The organism is Chryseobacterium sp. OV279, assembly GCF_900128945.1.
In the GTDB taxonomy this organism is placed as follows: domain Bacteria; phylum Bacteroidota; class Bacteroidia; order Flavobacteriales; family Weeksellaceae; genus Chryseobacterium.
In genome coordinates, this window is sequence record NZ_FQUD01000002.1 from 327,889 (window position 1) to 344,484 (window position 16,596).

Sequence of the window (16,596 nt, forward strand, 5' to 3'; positions counted from 1 at the left end):
TATTTACTGCTTTTGGCATAAAGAAAAAATAAACTCATTACAATAGTCTTCGCCCTTCTCATTTTTGACGATGGAATTGTATTCGCTGTATAAATATTCCTCGAGAACCAGATCTCTCTTTTTTTGAAGAATGTCGATAAAAAGGTTTTGGTAGACAGGATTTTCAAGGTTGAAATACAGCTTGTTGTCAGCCTCTACAAGCACCATTTCTGCGGGCATCTTGATTTCACTTCGCCATTTTTTCAGTTCGTCTGCCAGGTTTTCCTTATCCTTGAAACGGGTGATCAGATTGGGTTTCAGATACCAGCAGGCTTTGGAGATAATTATATTTTTGTACTCTATTCTCGGGTAGAAGACAAAGCTTCTGGACAATGCGCCCCAATCGAAGTTTAAAAACATGCGCGTATTCTGATACTGGATATCGCATAAGAAACGGTATATCGAAAGCAGAAACGGATTGGTGTAGTTATGTGCATTGGTGAGCATTGGGATCACATACTTATTCAGTTTTTTCGATTTTAAAACAATCCTGTCCTCAATCAGTCTTACATAGAGATCATCGAGGGAGATCTGACATGAAGGGTCAATATTGGACTTGGCCAGATAAGGAATTTCGTATTTTCTCAGTGCCGGTCTCAGCAGGATATTGCCCACTCTGGATTCCGGTAAATGGGTGATTTCTGCAAATACCACCTGATCATTCAGATATTGGTCTTCTTTATCTATTATTTCTGAACAGAGATCATATACGTCTTTATTGGAATTGGAAAATCTCATTAATAGATTGGCTGCTGAAGAGCCCATGCATCCGGATATATGAATCACAGGCTTCTGATCTTTCTCATAAATTTCTGTAGAAACCGACATTGTTTTAGGGAGATCATCCCAGGTATCGCTAAGCTGTTTCAGATCCTCATCATTGATATGGATGCTGTATGATCCGGAGAGATAAGTTTCAGACAGTTTATACAGAAAAGAATTGGCGATGCCGTCCTGAGGTGATGCCCCGTTGGCATTCCTGTCCATTTTGAAATGAAGCCCTTTGAGAAGCGGGGATTCCGTTTTATTCTGAGACATGCCATAAGGAATACCCGTATCACTGTCGAGAACTTCAAGAATAGGAACTTCCTGATCCTGAAATCTTGTATAAAATGTGTTTTTAAATTGATCCAGAGATGGGTTGGATGTCTTTTTTCCTAATTTATTTAAGATTTTTACCCCTGCCATCAGATCTTTTTTTAATGATGCGGAAAGGGTGTTTTGTATTAAGTTGGTATTGAGATTGGACTGGAATAGATTCTTATCATCTACCATTTTGATTTCGGTAGAGTGCAAGGCTGTGCCTACCTGTTCATATTTTTCTATATTATCTGTTTTTCCGGGAGTATCTACGGCAGATAAAGTATTTTTTATTTCATTCAGGAATGTATACAGTGAGTGTAATTCCGGAATGTCTTTAATTTTTCCCAGAATAAAATCCAGAATGTCATCCCCTGTGGTATAAGGTTCCAGTTCACTGATCAGGATCTGAGAGTCTATCAGTTCGTTGATGAAATCATTAGAGTCGTCTTCTTCGAATCCTTCTGCAACAAGCATTTCTACCAATGATGTGAAAGGTGTACCGTCTTTGGTCTTTTCCAGAATAGCCTGAAGGATATCCGATGTTTCTATAGAGGTAAGAAGATGGTTTCTTATCCCGCTGATGTATTTATACTCAATGTATTTAAGAGTGTCGGTATAGGTATAATGGCTGATGGAAGTATTGGGGAAATATTGTAGATACTTTCTGACTTCTTTATTTTGATTAATGATCTGGATCACCGAAAACAGAATATTCATATCCAGCTGAACATGATTTTTGAAATCATTGATCTGGCCCACAACCGTTTTGCTTTCTTCTCCTGTGAACGTACCTACGCTGATTCCTGCAAAAAGGCCGAAAGGAGTACACCGGGTACTCATTCTGGAGAAATATTTTAAGATAGAAAAATAGGCTTTCGGATCTAATTTATTTTTTGTATTTCTAAAACTGATCAGGGTATTATAGAAATCTCTGGAAGCGATGTACAGAGCTTCCATAAAGACAGGATTGTCTGTAAGACGTTCAAGATCATCAAAAGAGACGGTCTTGAAAAATTCAGCATTACAACTTAATAGAGGAGTTCTGAGTGCATATTTATCCAGAATTCCGTAGGTTATCTTTTCCATTGATAAAAAAATCTGTTAAAAAAACTATGAGTATCGTGATACACATGATCACTCCAACTCCATTAAAAAGGTCATTCCCGTTCTGTATGATCATTTTTTCGCTGAATACAGCGGCATACGCATTAAAGCTGCCATGCAGGATTCCTATGAGGTATAAGCTGTTGCTCTTTTTTAAAATATAGGAAAAGTAAAAAGATACGATGATGCATAGCACACACATGGTAATGATTCCCCAGAAGGGATGAGACGGGTAGTTGTGCCCGTTGAAAATAAGAGGAGCATGCCACAATCCCCAAATCACACCTATGATGATATTTTTTTTGAAAAAAGGAAATGAAAGGTGCTTTTCCATAAAGCCTCTCCAGCCAATTTCTTCTCCCAAAGCAATCAGTCCGTTCAGGGTAATTCCGCTGAGGGTGTTGATGATAAAAAATACCAAGAGAAGAATAGGTATAGACAAAGCCCTTGATTCAGGAAGTATATCCTTAAACTGAGGGACAATAAGATCCAGATCTAAAAGCTTTCCAAACCCGGGAACCTGAAAAACATTTCCGATGAGGTACTGAAAAATGATATAAACAACAGGGATCACTAAATTGAAAATAACAAGATATTTCAACAGCATCCTGATTCTTATCTTCTTTAAAGACAGATTATAGTACCGTATAAAAGTCTTTACATCTTTTTTTTCGATGATAAAAGCAACAATAGCGGGAGTGATCATCAGAATAACCGAAAAAAAGATCTGAATGAGCATTGCATTGTGCTGAAATGTATCTTTCAATACATAGATGAGCCCTCCGGCAATCATTGAAATAAGGTATACGGCTGCTACAAATAATTTAACTTTTTTATTCATATTAAAATTTAAACATAAGAAAACACAACTTTACCCATTCTGTTTGAAGAATTATAAGTTTTTTCAAAGAAACTGATTTCTTCCCCAATAGTGAAAACTTCGTCTATTAAAATATCAAATTTACCTTCTTCATAATGCTTTACAGCCATGTTGAAATCTTCCTCCAGCCCTATACAATTCCCTATGATTGAAATATTTTTTGCCAAAACCTGCATGATGATATCTTTCATAAGGCCAGGTCTTTCGTGGTGTGAACGTACAGAGAAATCAGCGTACTGGTCATACAGCCCGCAGGTAACGTATTTGGAGTCATAATCCATAAATTTCAGAACCCTTTCCAAATAAATATCAGACATAGGATCAATGACGGCATTGAACAAACCGTTCTGTCTGGTAAAATTTACCAAAGCTTGCCCTTCTTCAGGCTTAGCTTCATAACGGTCTACTACAAACACTTTTTTCACGCCGTAATTGTACAGAATATCATGATCTTCATGCGAAGACGTGATGGCATATACTTCTACCGGAAAATTACGGAGAGCACTGATAACGGCTAAGGAAGTATTGGATCTGGCTGATGTCACCAAAACTCTGGCATTAGGAAAAACAATCTTCCGGATCATGGAGTAGGTGGTAAATGCGGCAATAGGAAATGCTGCTGCCACCGCATCAGGCATTGAATCTGGAATTTTTACCAGTTTATTTTCTTTGAAATCGTCTATCCTTCTGGAGGCATGGTTGGATGGAATACCACCCACATATCCTTTTGTATACGATGGATACGCAATATTGGGAATAACACGGTCGCCAATTTTGAGCCCTGTAACGTTTTTACCAATTTCTATCACTTCCCCAACGAACTCTGAGCCCATATAGGAAAAAGTAATTTCATCATCAGCTTCCATATCCTGGACCTCTTTATTGTAGTGCAAAATAAGAGTTTTATCCCTGTAATTACACGAAAATGCCGTTTTTCTCACCACTACACGGTCGTCATCATTGATTACGTTAGAGATGCTCAAATCATTTTCAGTAACCAAACCGATATTCACCGTACTTTTTTCTAAATTAAAATGACCGCAGTGCTTGATCTCGTCAATTTCTTCAATATATTCTTTACTTCCTATTATTGATAAACTTTCCATATACAACTATTAAAAAACAGCGTCCCTGTGAAGAGACGCATGTATTAAAAACTTTAAATTATAAACACCACCATCCAGAGAACTGAAGAGTCTTGCTTTTAGACTTAGAGTAAGAAATGCTTAGAGAAACGCTCACAGAAAGGCTTTCCATCTCTTGAGATGCATCGATACCTCCACCTTTGATAGTTTCCATTTCTCTTTGGTTAAGGTTAGTGATAGTTTTCTTTTTTAGTTGCGGTAATTGCTTTTTTTGTAATTTCATTGTTGTAATTTTAAAACGGTTAAAACTTTACTTTGTCATTGATTCCCTGACATCGGGATTTTGCTGATCAGCAAAGCAGTGTCTGATTTTTGCACTGTACACATACAAAAATTTTTCATCGCTTTTGTGGCGGCAAAGATGTGGGAAATTGAAAGGACAATCCAAATACAATACTCATAGATTCATGAAATTAAGAGTGTAATTTCATGAATCTATTAATTGTATTGTATTGAAAAATAATGTTTTAGTTTGTTTTCGTTGCTCTTTAGCTCTCTGATTTTTCAATTTCTTTCAGATAGATAGAAAGTGGAGTTCCGGTTCTCTTTTTGAATGCTAAAGTGAATGCCTGTTCATTATTATAGCCTAGTTCATCCGCAATAAACTGTATTTTGTAAGAACGGAATTTTCTGTCATTGGCCAGCCTTCTGATGGCATAGTCGATACGAAGGTCATTCAGATAACCCGCAAAATTTTTACCTTTATAGGTATTAATGGTTTCAGATAAATACTTAGAATTGGTTTTCACCCGCTTGGCAAGACTTCCCAAAGTAATTCCTTTATTCAGAAACTGATCTTTTGCTTCAAAGGCGGTAAGCTCTTTCAGAATATTCTGCACAACATCTTCAGAAATCGTATTGGCATTTCTTTCTTTCGGATCTTCGGACGGTAGCTCTACAATAATATTTTCTGGCTGAGGAGCGGGCGCAGGCTCATTTTTATTATTTTCCTGAACCTTCTGGATTAAATCCTGGGCAATTTGCCTGTGTTGTTTTTCTGCTTTTTTCGATTGATAGTACAAGTATATAAAAACCAGTAATACGGATAGTAAGCTTATAGAAGAAACATAGAAAATAATTTTTTTGTTTTCCAGCTCATGAGTGATGATTTCTTTTTCCTTTACCAGCTTAGGTTTTTCATATCGCCTTGGAAGTTCCCGCGAAATATACCTGAACTGAGAATCAAGAACCTTATCAATTTCTAAAAACCGTTCAATATAATAAAGCTGATTCTCTCTGTCTTTTTTTTCTTTGTAATATTCTATAATATATGGGTATACCATTCTCAGCTCTGGAAAAATATAGTTTTTTTCCTTAATATGGGCATCTAATAATTTAAAATTCTCTACCGCTTTTTCTTTGTTACCTAGCCCTACATAAGAGCTTACCAAATAATACAATGTATAGCTTTGGTTTCGGACATCATGAGTCGTGAAAAAATAATCCTTGCATTGCAGCAGATCATCAATAGCTTCCTGGTATTTTTTAAGCTTAAGATGGTAATACCCAGATTCAACTAAATAACCGTGATACTGATAGGTTCTCCCTGCTTCAGAAGTCAGATGTAAACCTTCTTTTATGAGTATATTGGCAGAATCCATTTTATTAAGATCGATATAGGTATCCGCCAAATTGACATGCATGTTATCATAATCTTTTTGATCCAGATAGTCCGTTTTATACAGATAATGCTTTAATGTATTGGCAGCGTCTCTGTAACGCCCGACATAATTGTTCAGGTAGGCAATATTAATTTCGGCAAAAGCGATCTGCCTTTTATTTCCTTTTTCCCTTGCGTGTTCAAGAGTGAGGACATAATTTCCCAATGCCGCTTTAACATTATAAAACTTGGAATACAAATTGCCACGGAGAAGATAAACTCTCGCCGGGTAAAATGGCTTTGTTGATTTCCGGGTAATAACCTGTAAGCTGTCTAAATATTTTAATGCATTGGGTAGGTTCTCATTAAAATGCATCATGACATAGCCTTCAGCCTTTTGTTCATCATCTTTTTCAAGATGGGCCTTATGAAGAAAATATCTGGAAATTAGTTGAGCATGGTCTGTCTGATTACTGTTATTATAATTGTAGAATTTCTGCTGCAGTTCCTGATATGAATATTTTTGCAGTGAATCAGGTCCTTTATTTTGTGAAAAAAATAAACTGTAAACTAAAATTAACAACATACAATACTTAAGCCTCATCATGGTTGTGTTTTTTTTGCAAAATTATTACATTTACATTATTCAAATAGGCATCAGCACTATAAATTTTAATTTAATTTTTAAGGCTTAATAATCAGCAAGATGGACCGTTTTTATGGTCTATAAATTCATGAATTTATCAATATTACTGTGATAAGACTCAAAAAAAAATATTTCCTTTGCGGTCTTAAATTAAAATTAAGCCTTATGAAAAAGCAAATTAAAAAAGAAAAAAAATTATCTTTAGAAAAATTACAGTTGGTAAAAATTAATAACCAAACCAAAATCTTTGGCGGAGGTGGAACCAGACCCACCAGAATCGACAGCTGCATTGATCCTGAAAACGGAAGCGGTAACCAGCAGGGAGGCGTTGGAGGTGTGGGATATTAATTACTGTAAATTTCTGTAATAAATCATTGCCCCATTTTAATTATTCTATATCATGTATTATAAGTTATTTCTATGTATTTTTTTATTTATCGTAGCTTTTTTTAAAGCTCAAAAAAATAATCAGGCAGTATCGGTACCTGTTACAGACGAATATTTTGGAGTGAAGATCGTAGATGATTACAGAAATTTAGAGAACCTAAAAGATCCGAATACATTGAATTGGATGAAATCCCAGACTGATTATTCCAACTCTGTTCTCAATACAATTCCAAAACGGAATTATTATGTAGAAAGACGCCTGGAGCTCGATAAGAAACAGGGGTATTCTACTTCAGACCTTAAAATTACACAAAACGATACTTATTTCTACCTGAAAAGGAATGCAGGTGAAAAAACGGCAAAAGCATATTACAGATCGGGTTTTGCAGGAAAAGAAGAATTATTGTATGATCCGGCTTTCTTTAAAACTAATAGCCATGAAAACACACATAATTATATAATTAATTTAATCAGTCCAAGCTGGGATGGTAGCAGGGTAGCGATTTCTTTAACCGAAAAAGGAAAAGAACTATCCGAAGTGATCATCATAGATGTAAAAACAAAATATATACATCCTGAGATCATTACCCATACCAATCCTTCCCGCATTGGCGGCATTAAATGGCTGGAAGACAACAGTGGTTTCTTCTATGTCTACTACCCGGTAATTGATATTAATTCAGATCAATTCAGAAAAGACACCCAATCTATACTATACAGGATAGGAGAGAATCCTGAAAAACTGGATGACGTTTTTTCCAACGCAAACAATTCAAGTCTAAAAATCAGCAGGGAGGAATTCCCTGCTGTATTGGCTTTTAATCCGGACGATAAATATTATATCGGAATACTGGTAGATGCAGAAGATTTTAGAAAAACATTTATCATTGATAAAAATGATTTGCTGAAAGGCGGAAAAAACTGGAAACTCCTCTACGATAAAGATAGTAAAGTAACTTACATGAGGCTTTCAGGAGACGAAATTTACTTTTTATCCGGATATAATACGCCTAATTACAAATTATGCAGAACGACCATTACTCAAAAGAATTTTAAAAATCCAGAAGTACTGATTCCCGAAAAAAAGGACGAAGTTATTACTGAATACGCCATTACAAAAGACGGAATTTTCTACACCGCTACCAAGAACGGAGTAGAAGCAAAGCTATATGTGTATAGAGATGGAAAAGAGACTTCTATAAAACCTCCTTACGCGTCAGGCAGCATAAGTTTACAGTCAAAAGGGAAAAATTCTTCAGACATCTGGATCAACTGTTCAGGGTGGGCGAACGAAAATCAACGCTTCAGATATAATTTGTCCACAAATACTTTTACAGCCGAAAATTTGGCTCCCATCACCGAATATCCTGATTTTAAAGATATCATAGCAGAAGAAACCGTGATCAAATCTTTTGACGGAGTGGAAGTGCCTTTGACTTTAATCTACAATAAGAATTTAAAAAGAGACGGCAAAAATCCTGTACTGATACAGAGTTATGGTGCATTTGGAACTTCCTTTTCACCCTTTTTTGCAAGAAGTTATCTCGTATGGGCCAGTGAGGGCGGAATTTTAGCCATTGCCCATGTAAGAGGTGGCGGAGAAAAAGGTGTTCAGTGGCATATGGACGGACAAAAAACCAAAAAATCCAACTCCTGGAAAGACCTGATCGCCTGTACAGAATATCTGATTGATAAAAAATATACCTCACCAAAGAAAATAGGAATCTGGGGAGCCAGTGCAGGAGGAATTACCACAGGAAGAGCAATGACTGAAAGACCGGACTTGTATGGTGCCGTAATCGTAGAAGCAGGGGTTCTGAATGCAACAAGATATGAAGGTATTGGAGAAACTGGTTTTAAGGAATATGGTAATCCGGCCATTGAGGAAGAATTTAAAGGCTTACTGGACATGGATGTCTTTCAACATGTTAAAAAAGGAGTGAAATATCCGGCGACGCTTATTACTTCAGGAGTAAATGACCCCAGAGTCGCTTCATGGGTTCCTACAAAATTTGCAGCTAAGCTCTTATCTCATAATGCTTCAAAAAATCCTGTTCTCTTAAAAATTGACTACGAAGGGGGCCATGGCAATGATATTCCTGTAGCACAGGCATATGCTAACCTGAGCGATATATTTGCTTTTGCATTTTGGCAACTGGGGCATCCTGATTATCAATTCAAAGAAAATAGTCAAAAATAAATGACACCAGTTTCTTATCAGTTTTTTAATGATTTTGTGATCCGGACGCCTTTGTTTTCTTTTCATAAGCTAAAAGAAATTCTTGAAGAGCCGGATACAATCATAAACGGAGTATATCATGATCCTTTATTTCTTGAAGCTCTTTATCTCGCTTCGCCTGATTTGTATGAAGCAGTTAAGAAATGGCAGGATGCTGAGGAGGATAATCCACTAAAGTCGAAAGCTATTCCGAAAGAGCTTTACAATACGCTCCTCAAGTATTTCATCCGAATGAGTACCCGCTGTACTCCTTTTGGCTTATTTTCCGGAGTTGATATCGGGCGGTTTTCAGAAACATCCCAAAAATCCGGTACTGAAGAAAAAAACACACATACATCTTATATACGCGATACCAGGCCGGATATGCATTTTCTGGTTGTTTTAGCAGATTATTTAGGCAGTCTTCCTCATATCAAAGAAAAGTTGCTCTATTATCCCAATAACAGTATTTATAAAGTAGGTGAAAAAATCCGTTATATAGAGTATCAGTATCATCAGGGTAAAAGAGAATACATTATTTCTTCTGCGCCATTATCTGCAGAACTGGCCACGATTATCAATGGACGCTGTGGAATGACCATTGGGCAGTTGAGCAGTCTTCTTACGAATGATGAAATTACCGGTGAAGATGCGAAAGAATTTATTGAAGAATTGATAGACAACCAGGTCATGGTGAATGAATTGGTTCCCAATGTATCCGGAAATGATTTCCTGGAAAACATCATGTCGGTCTTACAGAAAACCGGTGCTGAAACTGAATTTTCTAGGCTAAGTAAAATCAGTAAAAAAATTCATGAACTCGATGCTAAATTAGGAAACTCTATTGAAGAATATAAGGCCATAGAAGATCTAGTAAGCGGTTTTCCTATAGATTTTGACAGGAAATATTTACTTCAAACGGATCTGTATTACAGGAATACCAATGTTCTCAGCCATGTCTGGAGAAAAAAACTCGGAAAAGCATTAAAGTTTCTGAATATAATTACCGTACCTTCGGAAGATTCTCATTTTATACAGTTCAGGAAAGCCTTTTATGAGCGGTTTGAAATGCAGGAAGTTCCTCTGGCTTATGCCCTGGATACCGAAATAGGAATAGGATATTTACAGAATAGCCAAGCAAAAGGGATACACCCCTATCTTGATGACCTTACGATACCTGAACTGAAGGAAACCGAAAAGCATAATATTAAATTATCACCAGTCCAGCAGCTGCTCAACAGAAAAATACAGAAAGCAGGATTCTGTAAAGGAGGTATTATCCGGCTTAAAGATGAAGATTTTAAAGTTGATCATGAAAACTGGGAAAGCCTCCCGGACACGATCTCATTTATATCGGAAATAGCTGCTGAAGACGGAGTGGAGAAATTAATTATTAATGGCAGTGGAGGCGGCAGCGGGGCAAATCTTTTGGCCAGGTTTTGTACAGATAAACATGAAATAAGAAACCATGTCAAAACCATTATCCAAAAAGAAGAAGACCTGAATCCGGATGTTATTTTAGCAGAAATTGTGCATCTTCCACAGTCAAGAGCTGGGAATATATTAAGAAGACATATCCACAGAAAATATGAAATTTCTTATCTGGCAAAATCTTTACTACCGGACGAATATGTGATTTCTATAGACGATTTGTTCATCAGCATCAGGAGAGGCAGGATCATTTTGCGTTCGAAAAGACTGAATAAGGAAATACATCCTTACCTGACCAATGCCCACAATTATCCGGCATCTTCTCTGCCTGTTTATCATTTTTTATGTGATCTCAATACTCAGAACAAGCGCTCCGGTCTTTACTTTAACTGGGGAGATCTGGAGCATATCTATGACTTCCTGCCAAGAGTGGAATATGATGAGATTATTCTCTCAAAAGCAAAATGGAAAGTTGATCAGGAAGAGCTGAAGAAACTCTATTCATTCAAAGAAAACAGTACTGCCTTATTGGGTGAAATCAAAAAATGGCAGGAAAAAAGACATATCCCTGATTGGATTGTATGGGCAGTTTCCGATAATAAACTGGTCATTAATCTACAGAATTATGATATGGTTATCTTATTTCTAAACAGCGTAAAAGAAAATCAACCCGTAACGATAGAAGAGTTTTTACACTTCGATAATGAAGCTTTTATTCATGAGTATATCTTTACAGCCTACAAAAACAAGCATGAAAATTAAACGGAGTTTTTTGCCGGGAGACAATTGGGTTTATCTGAAAATTTATACCGGAATAAAAACAGCGGATCTTATCCTGGAGGAAGTAATATTGCCGCTTACGGATTTATTTCTGCAGGAACAGAAAGTGAACAACTGGTTTTTTATTCGTTACAAAGATCCTTCTTCTCATATAAGGTTGAGGCTGTCTCTCAGCACCCCGGAGTATTATCATCATATACTCACTCAACTGATTGCCGGCATGGAAAAATATGTAGATTCCGGCGAGATTTCTAATATCGTGAATGATACTTACATCAGAGAAATTGAAAGATATGGTGAGACTACAATTGCACATGCTGAAACATTATTTTGCCATAACAGTCTACTTACTCTTCAGTTTTTGTGGGCAGAGGATGAAGAAAAACTGATCATTATATTATTTTATATCGATCAGCTGCTTTCGAAAATGAGTCTGCCGGTCGCACAGAAATTAATATGGATAAAGGATTATAATCATTATTTTAAAAAAGAGTTCAGAGCGGATAAAAAGCTTAACAAGCAGTTGGATAAAAAATACAGGATTTTTTTTCCAAAGTTTTCTGAATTTTTGGAGTCATCAGAATTTACAGAGATCCGGGAACAGATTCTGAATAATATTGCTCTAAGTGAAGCGGAACTGGAGAAAATTGTTGACGAATTTGAAAACGGCCCGGAGCAGAAATCACTGCCAATTTTTTTTCAAAGCATCTTTCATATGGCCATAAACCGGTTGTTCATTTCAGAACAGCGTTTGTTTGAAATGGTCGTATACGATTATCTGCACAGGTATTATAAAACCTTAAACTATCACGATACAGCAGCTAAAAATGCTTATTAATGACAAAATATTATTAATGCGTTGAATGCCATTTAAAAAAAAGCATTTAAAGCATATATTTGATGAGTTGAAAATACCCAACCGTACAATATATAATAATAAATTATCGCAGATCTTTAGTGTGACGGGTTAAAAAATAATTTTATGAAAAAACTTTTTCTACTCATTGTAATTGCTATTTTCGGGACTTTTCTGCACGCCCAGCCTGTCACTTTGAAATACGTTACTGAAATGAAAGAACTCAGGCTGAAGCTGTATTATGGGAATGGCGGGAAAGGAGCTTTTATACAGTATGAAGGGAAGAAAGAAATTATTCCGTTAAAGGTCAAAAGTTACAAACTGGATACCATTTCGCAAGGCCCCGGTCAACCGGCCCATCATTATTTTGTATGGGATGAAATGGTTAACGGAAAACTTAACGGAACCTATAAAATGATGCAAATGAAGAATGTTATTGTAGATCCTTCTTACATCAGAATACGGGATTTCACACATTTTGACCTTGACCTTGTGGAAGAAGAAGGAGGTCCGGACGGCGATGATAAATACCTGCTGCATGATGCCATAATTTCTTTTAATCATTTTTATAATAATAGGCTGCTGATTCAATATCCTGACGGGAAAAAAATGAATGCAGAGCTCCCTTTTCCGGACAGCCCGGATGCAGCTCAGCAAAGCATCATTGATGATTATAATTTTGACGGATACGATGATCTTGCTTTCACCATTCCGGATGCAGGAATGGGTGTTTACAGTATGTTTACTATCTATCTTTATAACCCGAAAACGAAGCGTTTTGATCTGTTTAAAGAACCGGATTACTCCAAGTCAGCCTGTTCGTGCCTTTGTGATGTGTCTCTAGACAAAAAAAATAAACTGCTGTACACCGGATGCAGAGGAGGAGCTTCGTGGCATCAGGATGCTTACCGTTTTGATAAAAATGGAACTTTGAAGTGGATGGGGACAAGGTAGCAGGTAGTAGGGATTAGGGATTAGGGATTATGGATTATGGATTAGGGATTAGGGATTAGGGATTGTGCCGAAGGTTGAAAATAGGGAGCAAGAATGCCAATGTTGAATTTTGCTTCGCAAGTGAATGGTGAATGTGTATTGGAGAATCAATAACAAAGAAATAGACAGATTTCAGACACGAGACTTTAGATTGAGGCAGAGGCTGGAAATGTCAATGGTGAATTTTGCGTTGCAAGTGAATGGTGAATTTGAAAACCAGGAATCAAGAACCAAGATTTCAGATGCAGGACAATAATTCATTAGCTTAATGACTACCAACTAGCAACCAGCAACTGACAACCAAAATTCATCCTCAAACGCTCCAACCCTAAAACCGTCCGACGCTCAAATCCGCACCCGAACAAAAAAAATTACTGCCCAAAAAGACAGTAATAGATGAGGATCAGCTGATATGATGTTTCAAACAGTTTGTAGTTTTTTTTACAGAAAATGAATTCTGTTATAAGGGTAGCTGATCTCTAAGGGCTGCTTTAATTCGGTCGGTGTTATTTATTATTTTCAGTCTGAACAAGCCCTCATGGGCTGAATTATTTACGATAAAAACTTCACGGGCGAAATCTACTCTAACTTTGACCGAATCATTCTTGGGCAGCTCCTTTATTTCATGGTTATTGATTGCATATTGAAGATCGTCTTTCTGTGAAGGGTGATATAAAACCACTTCAGGAATCTCTTTCGACGAATTTTTGATTTTCAGATTTTTGTGAGCAGGAATTTTCCACTGATTGCGGTAAAGATGTCTGCCTTTGGTGATCTGGAAAGAGGACAGGAAAATAACAAGTACTGCAGAAAAAATAAATAGAGGATAAAAACAGATACTTTTCATCTTTGAGCTATTAATTTGTTTTTTAGGTACAGAACTGAGGTTATTTTCAACAAAAGTAGATCACAGTATTTTGATAAGCACTACACTTTTGTGTAGATTTGTATAAGTGATGTAAATACTACACTTTTGGGTAGTGATTTTGCTAATTTATTAAGGATGTATGGAAGAAATTAATAGATTTTTTAACAAAAAAAATGATGTCAGCACCAATGCTGAAATAGACCGCAGCCAGGTGGGGAACTATCTGGAAGCTATAAAGGCTTTTTCCAGACTCACTTATCAGAGTTTATATGTAATCGATTATCAGACCAGAGCTTTTGATTATGTCTCTGAAAATCCGCTGTTCCTGTGTGGGAAATCATCGGAAGAAGTGAAAGCTTTGGGCTATGCTTTTTATTTTCAGAATGTAAAACCTGACGATGTAGAGCTTTTAATAAAGATCAACGAAGCCGGATTTGAGTTTTATGAGAATATTCCTGTAGATGAACGGAAGCTGTATTCCATTTCGTATGATTTTTATCTGATCAACGGGAAAAAGAATAAGGTTCTTGTCAATCATAAACTCACACCCATTTTTCTTACCGAAGGAGGACAGATCTGGAAGGCATTGTGTATCGTTTCACTTTCGAACAATACTTCATCAGGGAATATCGTGATAAGCAAAGAGAGATCGGATGAGTTTTGGAAATATGATGTGGTAGCCAAAAGATGGGAGAAAGAAGAAAAAATAAAGCTTTCCCAGAGAGAATATGAGATACTAAGTTTGTATGCCAGTGGATTGACTATCAATGAAATTGGAGAAAAACTGTTTATTTCTGCCGATACTGTAAAATTTCACCGGAAAAAGCTCTTTGATAAAATTGGTGTCAATAACATTGCTGAAGCCCTTTCTTACGCTAAAACCAATAAACTGCTGTAAAACAATAAAGTCCAATACCGTTTTTTTACGGTATTTTTTACAATGTCTTTTGTGATTCAAATTTAGGTCTGATATTTGCAATGGGTAACCAAACTAAATGGCCTGTTTTATTTATGAAAAACATATCTGTGAAAAAAATATTTTTATATGCCTGCTTTAGCGCTGCAATGCTGGTTTCATGTAAGAAAGAAATTGAAAAAATAAGCGATACTTTTAAAGATACGGTTTCCTCATCAGAGACTCCGGCCGTAGAAAAAGATTCCATTAAAAAAGATTCTGTGGTACAGAAAGAATCCGTTCCGCCGGCCATGCAGGAAAACGGTTTCTATAACGCTTTTGTCCTTCCGAAGGATAAAAAGATGAGAGATTCTGTATACGCAGAATTCAGTAAAAAATACAGCGAAAAGGAACGCTATGCGATTTTAGCATTAAATAGGCTTGATTCTAAAAACAGATTCAATACGGATACCCTGGTGGTTCCTGCTAAAATAGATACTACACTGATGTCTTATTCACCATTCCCAATGCAGTTGGATGTATTAAGCGGCGTGAAAAAGTTTGTGATATTTTCTTATCCTATACAGGCTTACGGAGTATATTCTAATGGGAGTCTTGTAAAATGGGGACCAACCAGTATGGGTAAAAAAGCTGCACAGACAACGCGTGGACTTACTTTTGCCAATTGGAAAAAGAAACTATCCATCTCAACGGTGAGTACTGAATGGAAACTTCCTTATAACTTCAATATCCATAATATCGGAGGAATCGGATGGCACCAGTATGATCTTCCGGGTTATCCTGCATCACATTCATGTCTTCGTTTGTTAATGAAAGATGCACAGTGGCTATATTCATACGCAGATACCTGGATACTGAATCCCGGAGGGGCTACTACCAAAGCGAAAGGGACTGCAGTAATGGTTTTCGGAGATTACAAATGGGGCGGAAGAAAGCCTTGGAAAAAACTTTTGGATGATCCCAATGCCAATAATATTTCAGTAGAAGAAATGACCAAGCTTCTGGAACCTAACGTAGACAGAATGATAAAAGAACAGGACAACAGAGAAAAAGTAGCAGATTCCATTAAAACCGCTAAAGCAATGGCTCCGGTTCAAAGTGAGAAACCTGCAGAAGTTCCTGTTAATTAATTTTCTTTTCAAACTGTAAAGTAGATTCTTCAGCAAATCTTCTAAGCTTAAGCATCTCTTCCTTGCCTTTATGCTGCCCGAATCTGGCCGCCGCATATGTAAGAAGAATACAGAATAACATCATAAATGAAGCGCTCAGGGCCCACGGGAACTCAGCGCTTTTTATTTGTCTTTCCACATAATACATCGTGAAAAAGGTCATCCACAGAATGGAAAAGGAAAAATAAAGAAACATAAAGAACGTCCACACTGCAGAACTGGGCCCGAATACTCCACGTATGGTAATGTCATCATCTTCAATCTCTATTCTTAAAGACAGCCTGGGTTTCCAGTAGTTATCATATTTCGTTTCTACCCAGATAGTGGCCACTTCCTTGTTGATGTTTCCGGAGAATTCGTCTTTGTGCCCGGCGAGGTATTTTTTTAAGTTTTCCGCGTATTCTTCCTTGGTAAGATGGGTAAACATCTTAAATCTCGGGCGGGTTCTTATTTTATCTATTGTGCTTTCTTCGGTTTTCAT

The 16,596-nt window shown here is 36.8% G+C and carries 14 protein-coding genes; 7 read left to right on the forward strand and 7 right to left on the reverse strand.

Annotation, left to right across the window (positions count from 1 at the left end):
* Positions 1–3: 3 nt before the first annotated feature.
* The 5 genes from BUA72_RS09420 to BUA72_RS09440 all read right to left on the reverse strand — a co-directional run bounded on the left by BUA72_RS09420 (position 4) and on the right by BUA72_RS09440 (position 6,437).
* Positions 4–2,208 (reverse strand): lantibiotic dehydratase family protein, encoded by a 2,205-nt coding sequence (locus BUA72_RS09420; RefSeq protein WP_072922731.1) that lies wholly within the window; start codon positions 2,206–2,208, stop codon positions 4–6.
* Entirely contained in the window at positions 2,177–3,067 is an 891-nt protein-coding gene (locus tag BUA72_RS09425; RefSeq protein ID WP_072922732.1) for a CPBP family intramembrane glutamic endopeptidase, read from the reverse strand. Before BUA72_RS09425 ends, BUA72_RS09420 begins: the two co-directional genes overlap by 32 nt.
* Positions 3,068–3,075: 8 nt before the next feature.
* The gene (locus tag BUA72_RS09430; RefSeq protein WP_072922733.1) at positions 3,076–4,212 is read right to left on the reverse strand and encodes a quinone oxidoreductase family protein; all 1,137 of its coding nucleotides are present in this window, start codon (positions 4,210–4,212) and stop codon (positions 3,076–3,078) included.
* Between the two features lie 58 nt (positions 4,213–4,270).
* Positions 4,271–4,474 (reverse strand): class I lanthipeptide, encoded by a 204-nt coding sequence (locus BUA72_RS09435; RefSeq protein WP_072922734.1) that lies wholly within the window; start codon positions 4,472–4,474, stop codon positions 4,271–4,273.
* Positions 4,475–4,739: 265 nt separating this feature from the next.
* Complete coding sequence (locus BUA72_RS09440) at positions 4,740–6,437, reverse strand: helix-turn-helix domain-containing protein (protein ID WP_175548876.1); 1,698 nt, start codon at positions 6,435–6,437, stop codon at positions 4,740–4,742.
* A gap of 225 nt (positions 6,438–6,662) precedes the next feature.
* On the opposite strand from BUA72_RS09440, the gene BUA72_RS09445 reads away from it, so the two are divergent.
* The 5 genes from BUA72_RS09445 to BUA72_RS09465 all read left to right on the forward strand — a co-directional run bounded on the left by BUA72_RS09445 (position 6,663) and on the right by BUA72_RS09465 (position 13,123).
* Positions 6,663–6,845, forward strand: coding sequence for a hypothetical protein (locus BUA72_RS09445; protein WP_034730035.1), 183 nt, complete (start codon positions 6,663–6,665; stop codon positions 6,843–6,845).
* 52 nt (positions 6,846–6,897) lie between these two features.
* Entirely contained in the window at positions 6,898–9,084 is a 2,187-nt protein-coding gene (locus tag BUA72_RS09450) for a prolyl oligopeptidase family serine peptidase (protein ID WP_072922736.1), read from the forward strand.
* Positions 9,085–11,295: a lantibiotic dehydratase family protein gene (locus tag BUA72_RS09455; protein ID WP_072922737.1), complete on the forward strand. Its 2,211-nt coding sequence runs from the start codon at positions 9,085–9,087 to the stop codon at positions 11,293–11,295.
* The gene (locus BUA72_RS09460) at positions 11,285–12,151 is read left to right on the forward strand and encodes a thiopeptide-type bacteriocin biosynthesis protein (protein WP_072922738.1); all 867 of its coding nucleotides are present in this window, start codon (positions 11,285–11,287) and stop codon (positions 12,149–12,151) included. Before BUA72_RS09455 ends, BUA72_RS09460 begins: the two co-directional genes overlap by 11 nt.
* Before the next feature lie 144 nt (positions 12,152–12,295).
* Positions 12,296–13,123, forward strand: coding sequence for an XAC2610-related protein (locus BUA72_RS09465; protein ID WP_072922739.1), 828 nt, complete (start codon positions 12,296–12,298; stop codon positions 13,121–13,123).
* A gap of 499 nt (positions 13,124–13,622) precedes the next feature.
* On the opposite strand, the gene BUA72_RS09470 is transcribed toward BUA72_RS09465, so the two are convergent.
* Entirely contained in the window at positions 13,623–14,009 is a 387-nt protein-coding gene (locus BUA72_RS09470; protein WP_072922740.1) for a hypothetical protein, read from the reverse strand.
* A 160-nt stretch (positions 14,010–14,169) separates the two neighbouring features.
* On the opposite strand from BUA72_RS09470, the gene BUA72_RS09475 reads away from it, so the two are divergent.
* Positions 14,170–14,928, forward strand: a complete 759-nt coding sequence (locus BUA72_RS09475) for a response regulator transcription factor (protein ID WP_072922741.1) — start codon at positions 14,170–14,172, stop codon at positions 14,926–14,928.
* A gap of 113 nt (positions 14,929–15,041) precedes the next feature.
* Positions 15,042–16,076 carry a L,D-transpeptidase gene (locus BUA72_RS09480; protein ID WP_052202622.1) on the forward strand — a complete coding sequence of 345 codons (1,035 nt, stop codon included), beginning with the start codon at positions 15,042–15,044 and terminating at the stop codon, positions 16,074–16,076.
* Here the strand turns inward: BUA72_RS09480 and BUA72_RS09485 are convergent.
* Entirely contained in the window at positions 16,069–16,596 is a 528-nt protein-coding gene (locus BUA72_RS09485) for a hypothetical protein (protein ID WP_072922742.1), read from the reverse strand. The genes BUA72_RS09480 and BUA72_RS09485 overlap by 8 nt on opposite strands.